The organism is Flavobacterium sp. 38-13 (genome assembly GCF_001899155.1).
Taxonomy (GTDB): Bacteria; Bacteroidota; Bacteroidia; order Flavobacteriales; family Flavobacteriaceae; genus Flavobacterium; species Flavobacterium lindanitolerans.
Genome location: NZ_MKVG01000007.1, coordinates 325319 through 344892, shown reverse-complemented (window position 1 = coordinate 344892; position 19574 = coordinate 325319). Strand labels below are relative to the sequence as shown.

The following is a 19574-nucleotide window of genomic DNA, read 5'->3' as shown; positions in this document are numbered from 1 at the left end:
TAAAATCTAAAATCTGAAATCTGAAATCTGAAATCTGAAATCTGAAATCTACCTATCCAGCAAATCCGGTCTTCTATTCTTCGTATGCTCAAAAGCTTTGTCCTCACGCCATTGGTCAATTTTGGCAAAATGCCCGCTTAGTAAAATATCCGGTACTTTCCAGCCTTTGTAGTCGGAAGGTCGCGTGTAGATTGGCGGCGATAACAGGTTGTCTTGAAAGCTGTCTGTCAAGGCTGAGGTTTCATCACTTAATACACCAGGAATCAGTCGGATTAAAGCGTCAGACAATACAATAGCTCCTAACTCTCCACCCGAAAGCACATAATCTCCAATCGAAATTTCCTTTGTAATCAGGTGGTCACGAACCCTTTGGTCGACACCTTTATAATGACCACACAAAATGATAATGTTTTCTAATGATGACATCTTATTGGCCATGCCCTGATTTAGGGTTTCTCCGTCCGGAGTCATGTAGATGATTTCATCGTAATCGCGCTCACTTTTCAATTTTGCAATACAATCATCAATAGGCTGGATCATCATTACCATTCCGGCACCGCCGCCAAATTGATAGTCGTCAACATTCTTCTGCTTATTTGTTGTATAGTCTCTCAAATTATGAAAATGGACTTCTACCAGTCCTTTGTCAATCGCTCTTTTCATGATAGAGGCTTCGAAAGGGCTTCTTAATAATTCGGGAAGTACGGTGATAATGTCGATTCTCATTTTGGGATTATAGGATTTTAGATTTAGGATTTTAGATTTATGATTTCAGTTCAAAAATCTTAAATCACAAATCAAATATTATTTTAAGCTCCGAATTGTTTTAAATGGTGGTCCAGGTGTTTCCATTGCATATAATCCCATTCTTCGGTAGTAAGATTTCCGAAAAAAGGATGCTTTGGGTTTTTTATTGCTTTTGGACCTTCATTGGCAAATTTTGAAATCAGGGAAATCAGTTCTGTTTTTGACTGTTCAAAATCAGGGTGTCCTTTTACGATAAATTCTTTTGCCGTAGGAAGGTTTCTTTTAATTGGGTTTTTGCTGGTCAAACTTTTTTTGGCCAATTTTCCAAATAATAAGGCCATAAACCCAACTTTAATTTTTAGTTCTCCAAAAGCAACCTTGATGGGCATCTGGCAATGCACAAGCATCTGGCTTACATTCATCGTTCCCCATTCATTATGAGTAATTGGAGTGAGCGTCTCAATGCGCTCAATTAGTTTCTTATTTCCTTCTGGATGAAAAATGCTGTTCATGTGGTTGGTTATTTTATTTCAGAACGGAGAATTCTCTTTTTTCTGTGACGCAAATTTAAGTAAATACCTAGTTTCTTTGTTTGACCCAGGTCATTAATTGTATTTATTTTCACATTTTAATTCGTAATTTTGCGTGATTCAAAAATAAAATTAATAAAATGGAAAACGGAATATACGCAAAATTCAATACTCCAAAAGGGGCAATCTTAGTGAAATTGACTCATGATAAGACGCCTGGAACTGTAGGTAACTTTGTTGGATTGGCTGAAGGGAATTTAGAAAATAAATCAAGACCACAAGGAAAGCCTTATTATGACGGGCTTAAATTTCACCGCGTGATTCCTGATTTCATGATTCAGGGAGGTTGTCCGCAAGGAACAGGAACGGGTGGTCCTGGTTACCAGTTCGACGATGAATTCCATCCGGAATTGAAACACGATAAGCCTGGTGTATTGTCTATGGCTAATTCAGGTCCGGGTTCTAACGGTTCACAATTTTTTATCACGCACGTTCCAACCAGTTGGCTGGATAACAAACATACTGTTTTTGGCCATGTGGTAGAAGGACAGGATGTTGTGGATGCGATTGCTCAAGGCGATGAAATCCAAAGCATTGAAATTATCCGCGAAGGAGACGAGGCTAAAAAATGGAATGCTATTGAGGCTTTCAGAGTATTTGAAGGTTCCCGTGCAAAACGCGAAGCACAGGCTAGAGAAGAAGCCGAAGCCAAAATGGAAAAATTGGCTGCAGGATTCGATAAGACCGAAAGCGGGCTCCGTTATAAAATGATTCAAAAAGGGAACGGTAAAAAAGCAGAAAACGGCAAAGTGGTTTCTGTTCATTACACAGGACAGTTGGAAGATGGAAAAGTATTCGATTCTTCTTATCCAAGAAAAAAGCCGATTGAATTTCCTTTAGGAAAAGGCCATGTAATTGAAGGATGGGATGAAGGAATCGCTTTGCTTCAGGTTGGAGACAAGGCTCGTTTTGTTATACCATCACATTTAGGGTATGGTTCTCGCGGTGCCGGAGGTGTTATTCCTCCAAATGCTACTCTGGTTTTTGACGTAGAATTAATGGATGTAAAATAATCAGATTTCGATTTATAGTTGTTAAAAGCACCTCATTCGGGGTGCTTTTTTCTTGGAATGCTATTTGCTTTTGTATTTTTGTCCTTACTAACATTCATCCGATGCGTTTTTTATTTTTTATTCTTTTTCTGTTTTCACTTTCTTCAAAAGCCCAGGTTGCTCAGCATTGCGGTTATGATTTTACGTCTTATTTTGTATTGAATGTGCACGAAGCAGGCAAAAAAGAGAATATTCCCGGATTAAAAATTACAATTATCAACGGCTTGGGTCTTGATTTGCTGAATATCAATAACCTATACAGCTGGACAAGTGCCGGAAAACCATTGACTTTTACGGCCAATTATAAAGTGGACGATAAGGGCAATAGAATAACAAGCGATTCTAAAGTTTCAAAAGAACGCTGGTTTTTTCCTTTCGCAAAAGACAATTACCTGCTTTCTGTTAAAAACACGTTTCCGGGTGATGATTTTAGTCTGAAAGTTGAAGATGTTGACGGTGAGGAAAATGGAGGTCATTTTAAAACACAAATCGTTAAGCTAAATAGCTTTAATATGTATGTCTTATGTTCCAGCAAAGCTCGTGAAACACAGTTTGGCCCTAAGATGAATCGCTCGATTGATATTGTGTTGGAAAAGAAATAAATAACTATCGGGAAGTTTATGCCTGATAGGTAACATCCACTATTTCTAGATTAAGAATTTTGCGGCTCTGCGCCTTTGCGTGAAATAGTTGCTCGCAAAGGCGCAGAGCCGCTAAGCAAGAAAAGAAATTTTCAGATAATCAAAAGAAATTATTATTTCCACTTAATATTGCAGCCCAGACTTGGTTTTTGGATTTCCGGAAGGCTTCTGTTGTAAATCAATGCGTCGATTGCATTTCTCAAGTCACTGCCACTTAAAGGGATTCCGTTTGAGGGTCTTGAATCGTCTAGCTGTCCTCTATAAAATAATTTGTCCTGCGAATCAAAAAGATAAAAATCAGGGGTACAGGCTGCATCAAAAGCTTTGGCGACTTCCTGAGTTTCGTCATAGAGATAGGGAAAGTCAAAACTGTTGTTGAAAGCAAATTCAGTCATCATTTCCGGTCCGTCCTGCGGATATTTTTCAACATCATTACTGCTAATTGCAATAATTCCGATACCTTGTACGCGGTAATCATTGGCAACCATCAAAATTTCCGGCAAGGCATGGATAACATAAGGGCAGTGGTTGCAAATAAACATAACCAAAGTACCTTTTTTGCCTTTCAGGTCATCAAAAGAATAGTAAAAATTAGAATTGGTGTCTTTTAGCCTGAATTGTGGAGCAGAAGTCCCAAGAGGGAGCATGTTTGATGGTGTTTTTGCCATGGCAGTTGGAATAAAATTTGAGCTTTAAATATAGGCAGAAATTTTCGAAATTTGAAAAACAGTATTTAGAATAGAAAATTAAAATTATGAATTCAGAATTACAGAATAATTTATCATGGTCCGAATTTGAAAAAGTAGAAATGAGGGTTGGAACCATTATAGAAGCGAATGATTTTCCGGAAGCCAGAAAGCCGGCCTATCAGCTGGTTATTGATTTTGGTACCGAAATTGGAATCAGAAAGACTTCCGCCCAAATCACCAAACATTATGAAAAGGCTGATTTAGTTGGCAGGCAAATTGTTTCCGTTGTAAATTTTCCTAAAAAGCAGATTGGCAAATTCATGAGCGAATGCCTGGTTTTAGGAGCAGTAGGCGAGGAAGGCTCTGTTATTTTATTGTCTCCGGATTTTAAGGTCGAAAATGGTTTGAGAATTGGCTAAAAAAAACAGCCTCTTGTGAGGCTGTTACTATAACTATAAAATTGAATTAGTTGACTGTTTGTCCTTGTTTATTAATGTAAAAAACATCATTGCCTTTTCTGACTTCTGCTTTTCCATTTCTGAAATTTTCAGCCCTTGTATATTTTGTAAACGGAATGATTAATTTTCCTGTGGCGTCAACATATCCAGATTCTCCTTTGTCTGTAACGATTAATGCCAGACCTTCACTGAAAAAATTGGCCTTGATGTAGATGCATGGAACGATTTCTTTCCCTTTTTTATTGATAAAACCCCATTTATTGCCTATCTGGACTCTTGCCAATCCGGATTGGTCACTGTCAAAACTACCCATTCCATCATAAATTAAGGGAACTACAACTTTTCCGGTCTTATCAATCAGGCCACATTTGTTGTGGTTTCTGACAATGGCTATGCCGCCTTTGAAATCATCTGCTATATCATAAATAAAAGGAATAACTGTTTTTCCTGTTTTGTCTACATAACCACGCTTTGAGCCTTTTGTGGCTGCTGCCAGTCCATCTTTAAAGAAGCCAATTTCATCATAGATGCAAGGAACTATTTCTTGTCCTTTTTGATTAAGGGCTCCAAATTTCCCGCCTTTTCGAACCCGGGTCATACCTTCTGAAGAAAAGCCGGCTGTTTCATACTTAAAAGGAATGTTTTCTTTACCCGAAGCATCAATACGTCCCCATTTCTCTCCTTTTCTTACCCAGGCATAACCTTCTGAAAAACCTTTGGCTTCGTCATAAATACATGGAATTACTTCTTTACCGGATTTGTTTGCAAAACCATATAAATTTTCTTTTTTGACCATCGCTCTGTTTTCAGTAAAACCTGATACTGTCATATCATAAATAAGAGGGACAATAACGGTTCCGGTGCTGTCGATTATTCCTGAAGATTTGCCGTCTGAGACAGAAGCATAACCTTTAAAGAAATATTGGATATTGTAGTTCTTGTCTTCGGGCGTGAACTTTTGTGTTTTTGTGTCGTAAGTCCCGGCAATTTTGGTTTGTGCAAGAAGGCAATTGCTTAAAAACAGGAATAGGACAGGGAGATATTTCATGTGGGGTTTGTTATGATGTTAGGTTTGAAAAGAAAGTAACCAGAATCTTGTATAAACAAAAAATTCCCGAAAGGTCATTTCGGGAATTTTTTAGTATCGTATAGATTAAATATCGTCAAAGTCAATATCCGTGAAGCTTGCTGTTGCAGTAGTTTCAGCGGTAGCTTTTTCAGTATAAAACTCTTTTTTGAAATCTTTTTGGTGTCTTTCTGAAATTACTTCTTCGCCTTTGTGGTTCAAGACATAGGAAGTCATTTCTTCTAAGATTTCTGAAAAGGCAGCAAAATCTTCTTTATAAAGGTAGATTTTGTGTTTTTTAAAATGAAAAGAGCCGTCTTCTTCAGTGAATTTTTTGCTTTCCGTAATTGTGATATAATAGTCGTCAGCTTTAGTGGCTCTAACGTCGAAGAAATATGTTCTTCTTCCCGCTCTCAATACTTTAGAAAAAATCTCTTCTTTTTCTAGCATGTCATTTTCTCTCATAATCCGTCGTTCAAATGGTTTGTGTTATCTGGAAACCAAAAATCTAAAAAATAGCTGAATTAAACAACATTTTTATAGGATTTCTTTTTCAGAAAGTTGTTTCAGATACAGGTCTTTATAATATCCTTCCTGGTTTACCAATTGATTATGAGAGCCTTGTTGGATGATTTGTCCGTTGTCGAGAATGATGATTTTATCTGCGTTTTTGGCAGACGAAACTCTGTGGCTCACCAAAATAGTTGTCTTGTCTTTACAGATTTCAAGAAGGTTGTTCAGGATTGCTTCTTCGGTTTCTGTGTCAACTGCAGAAAGGCAGTCGTCAAGCAGTAAGATGTTAGAATCCTTGATAATAGCCCTTGCGATGGAAACGCGTTGCTTTTGCCCGCCTGATAAGGTAATTCCTCTTTCGCCAACTACGGTTTGGTACTGTTCGTTGAAGCCCATAATATTATTGTGTACAACGGCTTTTTTAGCGGCTTCTATTACTTCTGCTTCTGTAGCGTTTTCTTTTCCAAACTTGATATTGTTCATAATGGTGTCTGAAAAAAGGAAGGCATCCTGTGGAACGAAAGCGATACTGTTTCGGACATCATGAAGATTCAGGTCTTTGATGTTATGGTTGTCGATAGTGATTTCGCCATCTTTAATATCGTATAGTCGGCTGATAAGATTTAAGATAGTTGATTTTCCTGAACCTGTTTTTCCAAGAATGGCCAATGTTTCTCCTTTCTGTATTGTGAAACTTACTTTGTTTAATGCTGTAATATTGGTGTCTTCATAGGTAAAGCTTACGTGGTTAAACGTAATCTTGCCTTCAATGATAGAGCTTTCCAATGTCTTGTTTTTGATTTCCGGCTGTATTTTCAAGAATTCGTTGATTCTTTTTTGTGATGCTTCCGCTTCCTGTATCATAGAAGAAACCCATCCTAAAGATGCTACCGGCCAGGTTAGCATGTTGACATATAAGATAAACTCTGCAATAACGCCAATGCTTTTTATAGAGCCGTTGATATACATCATACCGCCAACATAAATTACAACCAGGTTACTCATTCCTATTAACAGAATCATTAATGGGCCAAACAGTGCATTGGTTTTGGCAAGCTTCATGCTCTTTTCACGGCTTTCTTCTGATAGTTCCGAAAATTCACCCTGTGATTTATCTTCCAGACTGTAGGCTTTGATGACACGGATTCCGGAAAAGACTTCCTGAGTGTAGCTTGACAGTTGGGAAAGATTCTGTTGGAAAATCCCGCTTCTTATATTGATTTCATTGCTGAGTTTGAATATTAAATAGGAGAGGATTGGCAAAGGCAATAAAGTATATAAGGTAAGTTTTGGCGAAATGATATACATCTGTACGATTACAACGGCAAAACGAATAAAGGTGTTGATGGTATACATTACGGCAGGACCAACATACATCCTGACTTTACTGACGTCTTCACTGATACGGTTCATCAGGTCGCCTGTCCTGTTTTTTTTGTAGAAATTCTGCGAAAGGTTTTCATATTGCCTGAAAACTTCGTTTTTTAAGTCAAATTCCACATAACGTGACATCACGATTAGGGTCTGACGCATTAAAAAAGTAAGTATACCTGCAATAATTGTGGTAACCAAAACCCATACAATATTCTCTAAAAGTATGTTTTTTGTAGTTTCGGAATCAAACTGTTTCTGGGTCAATGCGTTAATAGAATTTCCGATTAGCTTAGGTGTGTAAAGGGAAAATATCTGTGCCGCAATTGTAGTAATAATTCCTAATAAAAAATGGTATTTGTATTTAGTGAAATATTTGTTTAAATATTGAAGTTCTTTCATTGTATTGTGGAAGTGATATAATTATGTATTGTTTTTGTGTTAAAAATGTAAATAAAATATTTTTTTATTTAAAATGTAAAAAAGCGATTTTCATTAATGGATTGCTAATAAAGGTTAATTTCATTGCAAAGTTTTGATTTAAATCTTAATTTTGCGACATCTTTTTGATGAAATCATAATTAACCACTTAATAAAAGATAGTATGATAACAGAAGTAGCAAAAGCAAGTGAGCTTCACAAAATCGACCCGGTTTTTGGACAATTATCATTTGACAATCACGAGCAAATCGTATTTTGTAATGACAAAGATACTGGTTTGAAAGCAATAATTGGCATTCATAACACAGTTTTAGGACCAGCTTTGGGTGGAACGAGAATGTGGAAATATACCAACGAATGGGAAGCTCTTAACGACGTTTTGAGACTGTCTAGAGGAATGACTTTTAAATCTGCTATCTCGGGATTGAACCTAGGAGGTGGAAAAGCCGTCATTATTGGCGATTCAAAAGTTGACAAAACTCCGGAAATGATGATAAAGTTTGGTGAATTTATCAATTCGCTAAGCGGAAAATATATTACTGCTGAAGATGTAGGTACTACGACTCCTGATATGGACCTTATCAGAGACGTTACTCCATATGTAACAGGTATCTCCCAGTCAAGAGGTGGTTCCGGTAACCCTTCGCCTGTAACAGCGTATGGTGTTTACATGGGAATGAAAGCAGCAGCTAAATACCAGTTTGGTTCTGATAACCTGGAAGGTAAGAAAATCCTGGTTCAGGGAACAGGAAACGTAGGTGAGACACTTATTGACCACCTTACAAAAGAAGGCGCTTTGGTACAGATTACTGACATCAACGAAGCCAAATTGAAAGAAATCAGCCAAAAATATGGTGCTCAGATTTTTACAGGAGAAGATATTTACAGTGCTCCGGTTGATATTTATGCTCCATGTGCATTGGGTGCTACCATTAACGATACTACAGTAAACAAAATCCAGGCAAAAGTAATTGCAGGAGCAGCTAACAACCAGTTGGCTAATGAAGAAATCCACGGAAAAATCCTGAAAGACAGAGGTATTGCTTATGCTCCTGATTTCTTAATCAATGCCGGAGGTATTATCAACGTATATGCTGAAATCGTTGGTTATGACAGTGCTGAAGCTTTAAGAAGAACTGAAAACATTTACAATACTACATTGGAGATTTTCAATTTTGCTGAAACAAACAGCATTACTACTCACCAGGCAGCTTTATCAATTGCTCAAAAGCGTATTGACGACAGAAAAAAAGAAAACGCTAAATAATTTAGGGTTTCAATAATATTACTATTTTTGCAAAGCGAAAGAAAATCTCTTTCGCTTTGTTAATTTTTAAAAGTTCTTATAAGGTGTTAAATAGAAGACATATCCGTGTAAAAGTAATGCAGTCAGTATATGCCATGCATCAAAACAATTCCGATAATCTTGAAAAAGAAGAAAAATTCTTATTCTACAGTATCGAAAACATCCAAGATTTATACCTTATCATGCTGTCTTCTTTGGTAGAAATCCAAAAAAGAGAAGAAGATTTTCTTGACAAATCCAGCAAGAAGCACCTTGCGACTCCTGATGAGCGCAATCCTAACAAGAAATTTATAAACAATCAGGTATTACAGTTGTTACTTGAAAGCAATTCTTTAAGCATGGCTTTGGAGAATAGAAAAATCAATGACTGGCATCTGAATGACGACTATATCAGAATTCTTCTGGAAGAAATCAAAAACAGCGACCTTTATAAAGAATACATGAGCAATTGTGTGAACAATTTTGAAGAAGACAAGCGTTTTGTTGTTTCTGTTTTTACAGAATTGATTGCTCCAAACGAAAAACTTTACGAATATCTTGAAGATAATAAGCTGACCTGGATTGATGACATTCCGTTAGTAAATACACACATCTCGAAACAGTTAAAAGCAATAAAGTCTACGGACGAAGATTTTTCAGTCCCAAAAGTTTACAAAGATTCTGAGGATAAGGAATTTACTAAAAACCTGTTCCGAAAAACGGTATTGAATGAACCGGAATTATCAAAAGAATTTATTGATAAAACTCCAAATTGGGATTCAGACAGGATAGCAGAAGTGGATACGATTATCTTAAAAATGGCTATTTGTGAGCTATTGAAATTCCCTTCCATACCGGTGAAAGTAACTATTAACGAATATTTAGAAATAGCAAAAGAATATTCTACGCCAAAAAGCAGTATTTTTATCAACGGAATTTTAGATAATCTTGTAAAAGATTACCAAACAGCAAATAAATTAAACAAGACCGGAAGAGGTTTAATGTAACTTAAATATTCATAATTATGATTAGAAAAACTGTAGGTTTGCTGGCAATTGCATCGCTGGTTTTAACCGTTTCTTGCAAAGACAATGCGTCTTCAAAAATCGAGGCTTCTAATGTTCAGGAAACTGCCATGCGCGAAGAATCTGCCGGAAAAGTACCGGTAATGAGTTTTACTGAAAAAGAATTTGACTTCGGAACTATTAAAGAAGGAGACAAAGTAGAGCACGTTTTTACATTTACTAACACAGGTAATGCTGATTTGATTATTGCAGATGCTAAAGGAAGCTGTGGTTGTACGGTTCCTGAGTATAAAAAAGAAGCTATCAAGCCGGGTGAAACAAGCACAATGAAAGTTACTTTTGATTCTACAGGAAAACCTGGAAAGCAACAAAAGTCTGTAAATATCACGGCTAACACAGCTAGCGGAAACGAATTATTAACTATTAAAGCAGAGGTTACGCCTAAAGCAGGCGGAATTGGAGTGACAAATCACTAAAATTATTATGGAACAATACGCAAATTTACTTTTATTCGGTGGAATGTTTGTGGTCATGTACTTCTTCATGATCAGGCCTCAACAAAAAAGAGCAAAAGCAGAAAAAGAATTCGAAGCCGGTCTTAAGGTAGGCGACAAGGTGATTACGAAAAGTGGCCTTCACGGAAGAATTTCTGAGCTTGCAGAAAGAACTATTGTTCTTGAAACCATGTCAGGAAAACTAAAGATGGAGCGTTCTGCAATTTCTTTGGAATTGAGCAAAATGGCAAACGAAGCTAAATAATAAGTTTTGTATAAAATAAAAAAGTCCCGAGAAATCGGGACTTTTTTTATTATCTGTATTTGTCATTCAGGCCAATTCCGTCGAAAATCATCGGCTTGATTTTATCAAATCGGGTGATTTTGGTTTTCTCCTGTTTGGCACTTTCTATATATTCCAGAAACTCTCTCTGTTTGAAAGGAGTAAACAATTCAAAAGCCTTTTTTAGTTCTGAATCAGATTGGAATTGATTTTCCATGAATTCTGAAACTATTGCCTCTTTTTTTGAAGGCTTGCTTGAAAGTCCGGCCTTTTCATTTTCAATCGCTTCCCTGATATAAGAAAGAACCAGTTTCTCGTCAATTTCTTCCTTTGACTGGAAGCGCCATTGCCTTAAAGCTTTGGTAACACCTTCATTGGCATTGACCAATACTTTTTTCGTGTCCTTCAGAAAAACACCATTGTAAAACCAGATGGTAAAAAAGTTCTTGAAGCCTCCAATTGCCAAAACATTTTTATTGTTCAGCGTATAAACAGGAGCTCCCCATTTAATAGCCTCAACCAGTTCTGTCCTGATAATAATCGACTTCAGATAATCCAATTCTTCTTCCCATTGATTGGTTTTATCCCAGGTGTGTTTTTCTTCCATAGCGAAAATTATTTTTTTGCAGCGGTCAGCTCGGCAATCTTAACGATTACTTCTACTGCCTTCTGCATACTTTCCACAGGAACATATTCGTATTTTCCGTGGAAATTATGTCCGCCGGCGAAGATATTAGGACAAGGAAGTCCCATATACGAAAGCTGGCATCCGTCAGTTCCACCGCGAATAGGCTTAATGATTGGCTTTATTCCCAATTCTTTCATTGCTTTTTCAGCAATGTCAACAATGTGCATAACCGGTTCTACTTTTTCTTTCATATTGTAGTACTGGTCTTTGACTTCGGCAACAGCGATATCACCACCAAATTGTTCGGCAAATTTCTTGTTGATTTTTTTAGTGATTTTGTGAATCAGTTTTTTTCTTTTTTCAAACTTTTTCTTGTCATGGTCACGAATAATCAGTTCCAATACGGTTTCTTCAATAGTACCGTTCAGGTGATGCACGTGGAAAAATCCTTCATAGCCTTTTGTTCTTTCAGGCACTTCGTCTTTTGGCAATTTTGAAAGGAATTTGTTGGCAATCAACATAGAGTTAATCATCTTTCCTTTTGCATAACCCGGGTGTACACTTTTTCCTTTAAAGGTAATTTTTGCACCGGCAGCGTTAAAGTTTTCATATTCCAACTCACCAATCTGGCTTCCATCCATTGTATAAGCCCAGTCAGCATTGAATTTTGCTACATCAAATTTATGGGCACCACGTCCAATTTCTTCATCAGGAGTAAAGCCTACTCTGATTTTTCCGTGTTTGATTTCAGGATTTTGAATCAGGAATTCCATTGCCGTAACAATTTCTGTAATTCCCGCCTTGTCATCAGCACCCAGAAGTGTAGTACCGTCTGTAGTGATGATAGTCTGTCCTTTGTATTGCAACAGGTCTTTAAAATAGCCTGGAGAAAGTACAATGTTTTGTTCTTTGTTCAGGACAATATCCCCGCCATCATAATTTTTTACAATTTGCGGTTTGACATTGGCGCCTGTAAAATCAGGAGTCGTATCAAAATGCGAAACAAACCCGATTGTTGGCACGTCATAATCCACATTGCTTGGCAGGGTAGCCATAATATAGGCATTTTCGTCAATCGTAACATCTTCCATTCCGATTGCCTTTAATTCTTCGACTAGTTTATTAGCCAAATCCCATTGTTTTTCTGTACTTGGAGTTGTATTTGAATTTGGATCTGATTCCGTATCAATAGTCACATAACTGATAAAACGGTCAATGATATGTTGCATAATATAAGTTTAAAAATGTGTCGCGAAGTTACGATTTATTTAAGTTTTTATTCTTTTTTGTGTCAAGGTTTAACGATTATTTATCGAGTATTTGGAACTCTTTTTCAATATTCAATCGTGCCTGGTTTTCGTATTTGTTCCGGAAATATTCTGTTTTGAAAATGCTTTCCATGTCCAGAAAATGTTCCAATACTTTTTTTCGTCCGTTGTTGTACAGAAAATCAGGATAAAGGCTGTATTCTTTGCGGATTTGCTGATAATAAATAGCATAGGTTGCCCATTCTTTTCCTAATATGGATAAGTCCGCATCAGTAAAATAGTTAGTGTCGTTATCGTCAAAATTATGCGCTTTTGTGGCGAGTATCTGATTCTTGCATTTGACAATCTTTTCTTCCGGATAACCAATTTCACGAAGCCTTTCTGCAGCTAACGATGCACTTTCTTCTTCATTATTGCTTTTGAAAGACTTGTAAATAATGTCATGATAGAATACGGAAAACTGTATTGTATCCCAATCTTCAAGTTTTTCCTTTATAGGTTCGAGTTCACCAAAAAGATTTTCTAAATGCAAAAGCGTATGATAATGTCGTTTTTTGGAAGAATACTGTTTTTCTATTTCCTGCCAGAATTTTTTTTCCAAAGAGGAATCCGTAGCATATTTTTGGAATATGTCCGTGAATTTTTGCTGTAATTTTTTTTGCATAATTAATCTCCAACAGTTATCAAATAGCCATTACAGTCTTGAATGATAAACTCACGACTGCCATATACGCGTTTTGTTATTTCCTGAAAGATTATGGCATTCCTGGAACGAAGTTCTTCATAAAAAGCATCAATTTCAGGAACCCAGATAATCAAATCTGTACATCCCTTTTTATAATACGCATTTTTGTTTATTTCAAAATCGGCATCCGCTTTTCCAAAATGTATCTGGAATTCATCTCGTTTTACCATGGCGTAAACCGGCGGATCCAGAAAATAACCTATAATCTCGAAACCTAATACATCACGGTAATATTCTGCTGTCTGTACAACATCAGGAACAATAAGCTGTGGAGCGATTCCAATAAGTTTTGGTCTTGTCATAATTAGTTGTAATCAGGGATGTCCTGTCCGAATTGAAGGATATAACCATTGTTGTCATAAATGGCAAATTCTCTCATGCCCCATTCAAAATTTTCTATGGGGTAGCAGATATTGGCCCTGTCTTTTAGTTTTTCCCAAAAGGCATCAACATCATTTATTGAAATATAAAAAGAGCCTGTAAAAGCAGGTTTTGCAAATCCCTCATGAGCGTTAGGTTTGGCCAGCATGATTACGACGGCGTCCCGATGCAGGGAAGCCCAGCCCCAATCATCATTTCTTTCATCGCAAGTAAAATCGAGTATTTTGGTATAAAAATCAATGGTTTCATCTAATTCCTCTGTCCGGAGTATGGGACGTAGTTCTTCAAATTTCATAGCGTATGATGTTTCTTATGTTAAAGATAAAAAAGTTTTGCTTGTGCCTGTTTGCATTATCCAACAAAAAAATCTTTTTAAGCATTTAATAATCGGTCGGATAATTCTATTTTTGCAGAACAACAACACAACACAACTACAATGTATAAATCGGTAATCCGTCCCATACTTTTTGGCTTTGACCCAGAAAAAATCCACTACTTTACTTTTTCCACATTACGATTTCTGAATAAGATTCCGGGTGCCAAATCCGTTTTTAAATCACTATACCAGGTCGATGATAAACGTTTGGAGCGTGAGGTTTTCGGTCTGAAATTTAAAAATCCTGTTGGCCTGGCAGCGGGCTTTGATAAAGACGCCAAATTGTATAAAGAACTTTCAAATCTGGGATTCGGTTTTATTGAAATCGGAACGCTTACGCCAAAAGGACAGGAAGGAAACCCTAAAAAACGTCTTTTCCGACTTAAAGAAGATTCGGCAATTATCAATAGGATGGGTTTTAACAACGGAGGTGTTTTTGAAGCCGTGGAACGATTGAAAAAAAATAACGGTGTTCTGATAGGAGGAAACATTGGAAAGAACAAACTGACTCCAAACGAAGATGCGGTTTCAGATTATGAAATCTGCTTTGATGCTTTGTATGATTACGTTGATTATTTTGTAGTGAATGTAAGTTCGCCTAATACGCCAAACCTGCGTGCCTTGCAGGATAAAGAACCTTTGACCCAATTGTTGCAGACGTTGCAACAAAAAAATACGACAAAGCCAAAACAAAAACCAATTCTGCTGAAAATAGCTCCGGATTTGACAGACGAACAGCTTTTGGACATTGTGGATATTGTAAACGACACCAAGATTGCAGGAGTAATTGCTACCAATACTACTATTTCACGAGAAGGTCTTATATCCGAAAACCAGAAAGAAACAGGCGGTTTATCGGGCAAGCCGTTGACAAAACGTTCTACAGAAGTTATCCGTTTCCTGTCTGAAAAAAGCAATAAATCGTTTCCTATTATTGGAGTAGGAGGTATTCATTCTGCAGAAGATGCTTTGGAGAAATTGGAAGCCGGTGCCAGTCTGGTACAATTGTATACCGGATTTATTTATGAAGGTCCGGCATTAATCAAAAAAATCAATAAAAAAATACTCAGTAAAAAGTAAGATTATTCCATAATCTGTTAGCATAAAATTAGGAAAAAACGATTTCGTAAAATAGAATTCTTTCCTATCTTTGGATTTCTATGGAACAAGTTAAAATTATAGAATGTCCGAGGGATGCAATGCAAGGAATTAAGGCATTTATCCCTACAGAAAAAAAAGTGGACTATATCCAATCCTTATTGCGTGTTGGTTTTGATACCATAGATTTTGGAAGTTTTGTTTCCCCTAAAGCCATTCCTCAAATGGCTGATACCGCAGAGGTTTTGTCAAAGCTTGACCTTTCGCAAACCAACAGCAAACTTTTGGCTATTATTGCCAATACGCAAGGAGCCGAAATGGCATCAAAACATAAGGAGATACAATATTTAGGCTATCCGTTTTCTATATCAGAGAATTTCCAGATGCGTAATACGCATAAAACTATTGCGGAATCGCTGGTGACTTTGCGGGAAATTCTGGATATCGCCAACGCTACAGATAAAGAAGTGGTTGCCTATCTTTCTATGGGATTTGGAAATCCGTATGGCGACCCATGGAATGTGGAAATTGTAGGCGAATGGACAGAAAAATTATCCAATATGGGCGTTAAGATTCTTTCGCTTTCAGATACTGTTGGTTCTTCAACTCCTGAAGTAATCGATTATCTTTTCTCTAACCTGATTCCAAAATACAGGCATATTGAATTTGGAGCCCATCTTCATACAACGCCGGACAAATGGTTTGAAAAAGTAGATGCAGCTTATAAATCAGGATGCCGAAGATTTGACGGTGCCATACAAGGTTTTGGCGGTTGTCCTATGGCAAAAGATGATTTGACAGGCAATATGCCGACAGAAAAAATGCTTTCTTATTTTACGGCAGAAAAAGTGGCCACACACACCAGCCCGATGAGTTTTGAAAGCGCTTATAATGAGGCTACAAAGATTTTTACGGTATATCATTAAATTACGGCTCGAAATTTGATACCTTTATAGCGAGGAATTTTCAAACTTAGAAATAGTTGCCCAGAACCGTTATAAGCTTTCTTATCGTATTCATTTTCCTGGTTTTACCCCAAACCAAAAGCTATTCTTTTAACCTGCAGAAAGATTCTGTTTCCTATTATTTAGCCGAATCAAAAAAAATTGTATACAGTGATTTTAAAGTTGCAGAAAAACTGCTTAAAAAAGCGGAAACTGTTGCTAAAAAATCAAATGACCCTATATTGTTGGCAGATGTGGCCCATAATTATGGCGCCAGCTATTATATGGTAGGTTCCTATGATGTCGCCCTAAAAAAGTTTATGGAAGCTCTTCTGCTGTATGAAGAGAACAATCATACGTTGGGAATTGCCAAATGTCTGATAGGACAAGGACTGATTCAGCAGGGAATTGGCAGAAACGAGGAAGCTATTAAGCTGTTTAGAGGCGCCAATATCCTTATCAGCGATTTAAAAGATGCTGTATTGGAGAGCAAAGTGTACTTTAATATAGGAATATCCCAGATTGAGTTGAAAGATTATGAAAGTTCCTATAAGAATTTCCATAAAGCGATGAAACTGGCTGTCAGAAATAAGGATGCAAATATGGAGCATCTTGTTTTTAACAGGCTGGGGAATATCCATTATTTGAAGAATGATTTAGATTCTTCCGTATACTACTATCAAAAAGTAATAACCGATTCTTATCAACCTAATGAATGGGAAAAGTCATTTGCTCTTACGGGGCTTTCGGAAGTTTATATTAAGGAAGGGAATTACAAAAAAGCACAGGAATACGGATTAAAAGGTTTTGAAGCCGCAAAAATAGTACAGGCCAAATGGGATATTGCCCGGGCAGCTGAAATTTTGTCGATTGCCTACAAAAATGAAAATAATTATGAGATGGCTTTCAAATATCTGACTATCTGTAAATCATATAACGATTCGTTATTCAACGATACGAAGCTGAAAGAGATTAATCTGCTGCAATTAAAAAGAAAAGAAGCCGAAAACGAAAAGCTGGTAGCAAAAAATGAAGCGGCACAGCACAAGCTGAAAAATACGCGATTGTTTTCTGTTTCTGTGATATTATTTATGCTTTATCTCCTGACAATCATATACCAGTATACCAAAAACAGTAAGATTAAAGAAAAGCTCTACAACGAATTGGAGATTAAGAACCGCGATATTGAAAACCAAAAAGTACTTATAACGGCGCAAAATCATAATTTGAGTGAATTGAACCAGACAAAAAACAGGCTGTTTTCGATATTGTCTCATGATTTAAGGTCGCCAATTGCTTCAATCCAACAGGTTTTAGGATTATTGAAAGAAGGAGAAATCAGCAATGAAGAATTAAAGGTTTTGGCTGAACACCTCATTACTCAGGTAGACAGTACTTCTATTATGCTTAATACTATTTTGCATTGGTCAATGACACAGCTTGACGGTGCAAAGATTAATAAAGAAAACATTGATCTGGAAAGTGCCGTTAGGGATTCGATTGCCGCTTTGGAATTAACGGCAAAAGCAAAAGAAATTAATATTGTCCATATCAATTCGCATGAAGATGTCATTATAGATGCAGATAAAGGGCATGTTCATATCATACTCAATAACCTCATATCCAACGCGATTAAGTTTACGCCGCTGGCAGGAACGATTGAAATCAGATATTCTGAGGATGATATTTTCCATAATGTACATATAACCGATTCCGGAGCAGGAATTTCTCAGGTCAAGATTGAAGAAATCCTGAATTTTGATAAAAGGATGGTGTCTGAAAAAGGAACCGGATTTGAGGAAGGTACAGGTCTTGGATTGCTTCTCGTAAAACAGTTCCTGTCAGACAATAATGGTAAACTGGATATTGTGTACCATCAAAATCAGGGAACAGAATTTATTGCCGCTTTGCCAAAAGCTAAAAATTTCTAAATAAATATTGAGATTTCCTTTTCTCCTGAAAATTAACTATATTTGCACGCAATTTAACTACAAATTGCAACAATGAAAGCACACTCAACTAAAGTTATTGGAGAAGGTCTTACCTACGATGATGTCCTCCTGATTCCTAATTATTCTGAAGTTTTACCCCGGGAAGTAAGCATTCAATCTAAATTTTCACGCAATATCACATTAAACGTTCCTATTGTTTCCGCAGCAATGGATACGGTTACAGAAAGCGCTATGGCAATTGCAATGGCTCAGGAAGGCGGTATTGGCGTACTGCATAAAAATATGACAATCGACCAGCAGGCTGCTGAGGTAAGAAAAGTAAAAAGAGCCGAGTCAGGAATGATTATCGACCCGGTCACTTTACCTCTGACAGCAACAGTTGGTGATGCAAAACAGGTAATGAGAGAATACAGCATTGGAGGAATTCCTGTTGTAGATGAAAACCAGATACTGAAAGGAATCGTTACCAATCGCGACCTGCGTTTCGAAAAAAATAATTCCCGTTCTATTTTAGAGGTAATGACAACCGAAAAACTGGTTACGGCCGGTGAAGGAACGACGTTGGAGGTTGCAGAAGGAATATTGCAAAAAAATAAAATTGAAAAACTTCCGGTTGTTAATGCTGATTATAAGTTGGTAGGTCTTATTACTTTTAGGGACATTACCAAATTAACACAAAAACCAATCGCTAATAAAGACCGGTTTGGCCGTCTGAGAGTGGCAGCAGCTATTGGTGTTACAGCAGATGCGGTACAAAGAGCGGGTGCTTTAGTAGCTGCCGGAGTTGATGCGGTTATTATCGATACGGCTCACGGACATACAAAAGGTGTGGTGGGTGTTTTGAAAGAAGTAAAGAAGAATTTCCCTGACCTGGATGTGGTTGTTGGTAATATTGCTACGCCGGAAGCTGCAAAATATTTAGTAGAAAATGGAGCCGATGGAATAAAAGTAGGAATTGGCCCAGGTTCTATCTGCACAACTCGTGTGGTAGCAGGTGTTGGATTTCCTCAGTTTTCTGCTGTATTGGAAGTTGCGGCAGCTGTTAAAGGTTCCGGAATTCCGGTAATTGCTGATGGAGGTATTCGCTATACGGGAGATATTCCAAAAGCCATTGCAGCCGGTGCTGATTGTGTAATGTTAGGTTCGCTTTTAGCAGGAACTAAAGAATCTCCGGGTGAAACCATCATATTCGAAGGAAGAAAATTCAAATCGTATAGAGGAATGGGATCGGTTGAAGCGATGCAGGAAGGTTCTAAAGACCGTTATTTCCAGGATGTGGAAGACGATATCAAAAAGCTTGTTCCGGAAGGAATTGTTGGACGTGTTCCATATAAAGGTGAATTGTTAGAAAGCATGCTTCAGTTTGTGGGCGGACTTAGGGCAGGAATGGGCTATTGTGGTTCAAAAGACATTCAAACTCTACAGGAAACAGGCCGTTTCGTAAGAATTACTGCCAGCGGTATTGGTGAAAGCCATCCGCATAATGTGACCATTACAAAAGAAGCGCCAAATTATTCAAGATAATTT

General features: G+C 37.2%; 22 protein-coding genes. 11 read left to right on the top strand and 11 right to left on the bottom strand.

The window, feature by feature from the left end; genetic code table 11:
• Positions 1-48: 48 nt before the first annotated feature.
• Positions 49-726, bottom strand: coding sequence for a tRNA (guanosine(37)-N1)-methyltransferase TrmD (gene trmD, locus BGO88_RS04505; RefSeq protein WP_273238618.1), 678 nt, complete (start codon positions 724-726; stop codon positions 49-51).
• 83 nt (positions 727-809) lie between these two features.
• Positions 810-1259: a DUF1569 domain-containing protein gene (locus BGO88_RS04500; protein WP_286706088.1), complete on the bottom strand. Its 450-nt coding sequence runs from the start codon at positions 1257-1259 to the stop codon at positions 810-812.
• A 158-nt stretch (positions 1260-1417) separates the two neighbouring features.
• On the opposite strand from BGO88_RS04500, the gene BGO88_RS04495 reads away from it, so the two are divergent.
• Positions 1418-2350: a peptidylprolyl isomerase gene (locus BGO88_RS04495; protein WP_056070473.1), complete on the top strand. Its 933-nt coding sequence runs from the start codon at positions 1418-1420 to the stop codon at positions 2348-2350.
• Positions 2351-2451: 101 nt separating this feature from the next.
• Positions 2452-2991: a hypothetical protein gene (locus tag BGO88_RS04490; protein WP_286706087.1), complete on the top strand. Its 540-nt coding sequence runs from the start codon at positions 2452-2454 to the stop codon at positions 2989-2991.
• A 152-nt stretch (positions 2992-3143) separates the two neighbouring features.
• On the opposite strand, the gene BGO88_RS04485 is transcribed toward BGO88_RS04490, so the two are convergent.
• On the bottom strand, positions 3144-3698 hold the full coding sequence (locus tag BGO88_RS04485; RefSeq protein WP_056070478.1) for a thioredoxin family protein: 555 nt from the start codon (positions 3696-3698) through the stop codon (positions 3144-3146).
• An 86-nt stretch (positions 3699-3784) separates the two neighbouring features.
• On the opposite strand from BGO88_RS04485, the gene BGO88_RS04480 reads away from it, so the two are divergent.
• The gene (locus BGO88_RS04480; RefSeq protein ID WP_286706086.1) at positions 3785-4138 is read left to right on the top strand and encodes a tRNA-binding protein; all 354 of its coding nucleotides are present in this window, start codon (positions 3785-3787) and stop codon (positions 4136-4138) included.
• Between the two features lie 46 nt (positions 4139-4184).
• Here BGO88_RS04480 and BGO88_RS04475 read toward each other — a convergent pair whose 3' ends face one another.
• The 3 genes from BGO88_RS04475 to BGO88_RS04465 all read right to left on the bottom strand — a co-directional run bounded on the left by BGO88_RS04475 (position 4185) and on the right by BGO88_RS04465 (position 7529).
• Positions 4185-5225 carry a WG repeat-containing protein gene (locus BGO88_RS04475; RefSeq protein WP_286706085.1) on the bottom strand — a complete coding sequence of 347 codons (1041 nt, stop codon included), beginning with the start codon at positions 5223-5225 and terminating at the stop codon, positions 4185-4187.
• A 105-nt stretch (positions 5226-5330) separates the two neighbouring features.
• Positions 5331-5708: a PUR family DNA/RNA-binding protein gene (locus BGO88_RS04470; RefSeq protein ID WP_056070489.1), complete on the bottom strand. Its 378-nt coding sequence runs from the start codon at positions 5706-5708 to the stop codon at positions 5331-5333.
• A gap of 72 nt (positions 5709-5780) precedes the next feature.
• On the bottom strand, positions 5781-7529 hold the full coding sequence (locus BGO88_RS04465) for an ABC transporter ATP-binding protein (RefSeq protein ID WP_101471742.1): 1749 nt from the start codon (positions 7527-7529) through the stop codon (positions 5781-5783).
• Between the two features lie 202 nt (positions 7530-7731).
• Here BGO88_RS04465 and BGO88_RS04460 point away from each other — a divergent pair, with 202 nt between their 5' ends.
• The 4 genes from BGO88_RS04460 (at position 7732) to yajC (ending at position 10637) form a co-directional block, all read left to right on the top strand.
• Positions 7732-8835 (top strand): Glu/Leu/Phe/Val family dehydrogenase, encoded by a 1104-nt coding sequence (locus tag BGO88_RS04460; protein WP_056070497.1) that lies wholly within the window; start codon positions 7732-7734, stop codon positions 8833-8835.
• Positions 8836-8951: 116 nt separating this feature from the next.
• Complete coding sequence (gene nusB / locus BGO88_RS04455; RefSeq protein ID WP_286706273.1) at positions 8952-9860, top strand: transcription antitermination factor NusB; 909 nt, start codon at positions 8952-8954, stop codon at positions 9858-9860.
• A 17-nt stretch (positions 9861-9877) separates the two neighbouring features.
• Positions 9878-10354 carry a DUF1573 domain-containing protein gene (locus BGO88_RS04450; RefSeq protein WP_056070499.1) on the top strand — a complete coding sequence of 159 codons (477 nt, stop codon included), beginning with the start codon at positions 9878-9880 and terminating at the stop codon, positions 10352-10354.
• A 7-nt stretch (positions 10355-10361) separates the two neighbouring features.
• Entirely contained in the window at positions 10362-10637 is a 276-nt protein-coding gene (yajC, locus tag BGO88_RS04445; protein ID WP_056070503.1) for a preprotein translocase subunit YajC, read from the top strand.
• A 49-nt stretch (positions 10638-10686) separates the two neighbouring features.
• Here yajC and BGO88_RS04440 read toward each other — a convergent pair whose 3' ends face one another.
• The 5 genes from BGO88_RS04440 to BGO88_RS04420 form a co-directional block, all read right to left on the bottom strand.
• Complete coding sequence (locus BGO88_RS04440) at positions 10687-11262, bottom strand: YdeI/OmpD-associated family protein (RefSeq protein WP_286706084.1); 576 nt, start codon at positions 11260-11262, stop codon at positions 10687-10689.
• Between the two features lie 8 nt (positions 11263-11270).
• On the bottom strand, positions 11271-12512 hold the full coding sequence (pepT, locus tag BGO88_RS04435; protein WP_101471744.1) for a peptidase T: 1242 nt from the start codon (positions 12510-12512) through the stop codon (positions 11271-11273).
• Between the two features lie 76 nt (positions 12513-12588).
• The gene (locus tag BGO88_RS04430; protein ID WP_286706083.1) at positions 12589-13215 is read right to left on the bottom strand and encodes an HD domain-containing protein; all 627 of its coding nucleotides are present in this window, start codon (positions 13213-13215) and stop codon (positions 12589-12591) included.
• Positions 13216-13217: 2 nt separating this feature from the next.
• Complete coding sequence (locus tag BGO88_RS04425; protein WP_286706082.1) at positions 13218-13598, bottom strand: VOC family protein; 381 nt, start codon at positions 13596-13598, stop codon at positions 13218-13220.
• Between the two features lie 2 nt (positions 13599-13600).
• Positions 13601-13972: a VOC family protein gene (locus tag BGO88_RS04420; RefSeq protein WP_277015681.1), complete on the bottom strand. Its 372-nt coding sequence runs from the start codon at positions 13970-13972 to the stop codon at positions 13601-13603.
• A 141-nt stretch (positions 13973-14113) separates the two neighbouring features.
• Between BGO88_RS04420 and BGO88_RS04415 the strand changes: the two genes are divergently transcribed.
• The 4 genes from BGO88_RS04415 to guaB all read left to right on the top strand — a co-directional run bounded on the left by BGO88_RS04415 (position 14114) and on the right by guaB (position 19571).
• A complete protein-coding gene (locus BGO88_RS04415; protein WP_286706081.1) occupies positions 14114-15133 on the top strand; it encodes a quinone-dependent dihydroorotate dehydrogenase in 1020 nt (339 codons plus the stop codon).
• An 80-nt stretch (positions 15134-15213) separates the two neighbouring features.
• Positions 15214-16077 (top strand): hydroxymethylglutaryl-CoA lyase, encoded by an 864-nt coding sequence (locus tag BGO88_RS04410; protein ID WP_286706080.1) that lies wholly within the window; start codon positions 15214-15216, stop codon positions 16075-16077.
• 56 nt (positions 16078-16133) lie between these two features.
• Positions 16134-18026, top strand: coding sequence for a tetratricopeptide repeat-containing sensor histidine kinase (locus BGO88_RS04405; protein ID WP_286706079.1), 1893 nt, complete (start codon positions 16134-16136; stop codon positions 18024-18026).
• 72 nt (positions 18027-18098) lie between these two features.
• Positions 18099-19571 carry an IMP dehydrogenase gene (gene guaB / locus BGO88_RS04400; RefSeq protein WP_101471751.1) on the top strand — a complete coding sequence of 491 codons (1473 nt, stop codon included), beginning with the start codon at positions 18099-18101 and terminating at the stop codon, positions 19569-19571.
• The last annotated feature ends 3 nt before the right edge of the window (positions 19572-19574 follow it).

What these genes read in the sequence shown, in the direction of transcription:
- trmD (WP_273238618.1), bottom strand. Translation starts at nt 726, where the DNA reads ATGAGAATCGACATTATCACCGTACTTCCCGAATTATTAAGAAGCCCT.
- BGO88_RS04500 (WP_286706088.1), bottom strand. Translation starts at nt 1,259, where the DNA reads ATGAACAGCATTTTTCATCCAGAAGGAAATAAGAAACTAATTGAGCGC.
- BGO88_RS04495 (WP_056070473.1), top strand. Translation starts at nt 1,418, where the DNA reads ATGGAAAACGGAATATACGCAAAATTCAATACTCCAAAAGGGGCAATC.
- BGO88_RS04490 (WP_286706087.1), top strand. Translation starts at nt 2,452, where the DNA reads ATGCGTTTTTTATTTTTTATTCTTTTTCTGTTTTCACTTTCTTCAAAA.
- BGO88_RS04485 (WP_056070478.1), bottom strand. Translation starts at nt 3,698, where the DNA reads ATGGCAAAAACACCATCAAACATGCTCCCTCTTGGGACTTCTGCTCCA.
- BGO88_RS04480 (WP_286706086.1), top strand. Translation starts at nt 3,785, where the DNA reads ATGAATTCAGAATTACAGAATAATTTATCATGGTCCGAATTTGAAAAA.
- BGO88_RS04475 (WP_286706085.1), bottom strand. Translation starts at nt 5,225, where the DNA reads ATGAAATATCTCCCTGTCCTATTCCTGTTTTTAAGCAATTGCCTTCTT.
- BGO88_RS04470 (WP_056070489.1), bottom strand. Translation starts at nt 5,708, where the DNA reads ATGAGAGAAAATGACATGCTAGAAAAAGAAGAGATTTTTTCTAAAGTA.
- BGO88_RS04465 (WP_101471742.1), bottom strand. Translation starts at nt 7,529, where the DNA reads ATGAAAGAACTTCAATATTTAAACAAATATTTCACTAAATACAAATAC.
- BGO88_RS04460 (WP_056070497.1), top strand. Translation starts at nt 7,732, where the DNA reads ATGATAACAGAAGTAGCAAAAGCAAGTGAGCTTCACAAAATCGACCCG.
- nusB (WP_286706273.1), top strand. Translation starts at nt 8,952, where the DNA reads ATGCAGTCAGTATATGCCATGCATCAAAACAATTCCGATAATCTTGAA.
- BGO88_RS04450 (WP_056070499.1), top strand. Translation starts at nt 9,878, where the DNA reads ATGATTAGAAAAACTGTAGGTTTGCTGGCAATTGCATCGCTGGTTTTA.
- yajC (WP_056070503.1), top strand. Translation starts at nt 10,362, where the DNA reads ATGGAACAATACGCAAATTTACTTTTATTCGGTGGAATGTTTGTGGTC.
- BGO88_RS04440 (WP_286706084.1), bottom strand. Translation starts at nt 11,262, where the DNA reads ATGGAAGAAAAACACACCTGGGATAAAACCAATCAATGGGAAGAAGAA.
- pepT (WP_101471744.1), bottom strand. Translation starts at nt 12,512, where the DNA reads ATGCAACATATCATTGACCGTTTTATCAGTTATGTGACTATTGATACG.
- BGO88_RS04430 (WP_286706083.1), bottom strand. Translation starts at nt 13,215, where the DNA reads ATGCAAAAAAAATTACAGCAAAAATTCACGGACATATTCCAAAAATAT.
- BGO88_RS04425 (WP_286706082.1), bottom strand. Translation starts at nt 13,598, where the DNA reads ATGACAAGACCAAAACTTATTGGAATCGCTCCACAGCTTATTGTTCCT.
- BGO88_RS04420 (WP_277015681.1), bottom strand. Translation starts at nt 13,972, where the DNA reads ATGAAATTTGAAGAACTACGTCCCATACTCCGGACAGAGGAATTAGAT.
- BGO88_RS04415 (WP_286706081.1), top strand. Translation starts at nt 14,114, where the DNA reads ATGTATAAATCGGTAATCCGTCCCATACTTTTTGGCTTTGACCCAGAA.
- BGO88_RS04410 (WP_286706080.1), top strand. Translation starts at nt 15,214, where the DNA reads ATGGAACAAGTTAAAATTATAGAATGTCCGAGGGATGCAATGCAAGGA.
- guaB (WP_101471751.1), top strand. Translation starts at nt 18,099, where the DNA reads ATGAAAGCACACTCAACTAAAGTTATTGGAGAAGGTCTTACCTACGAT.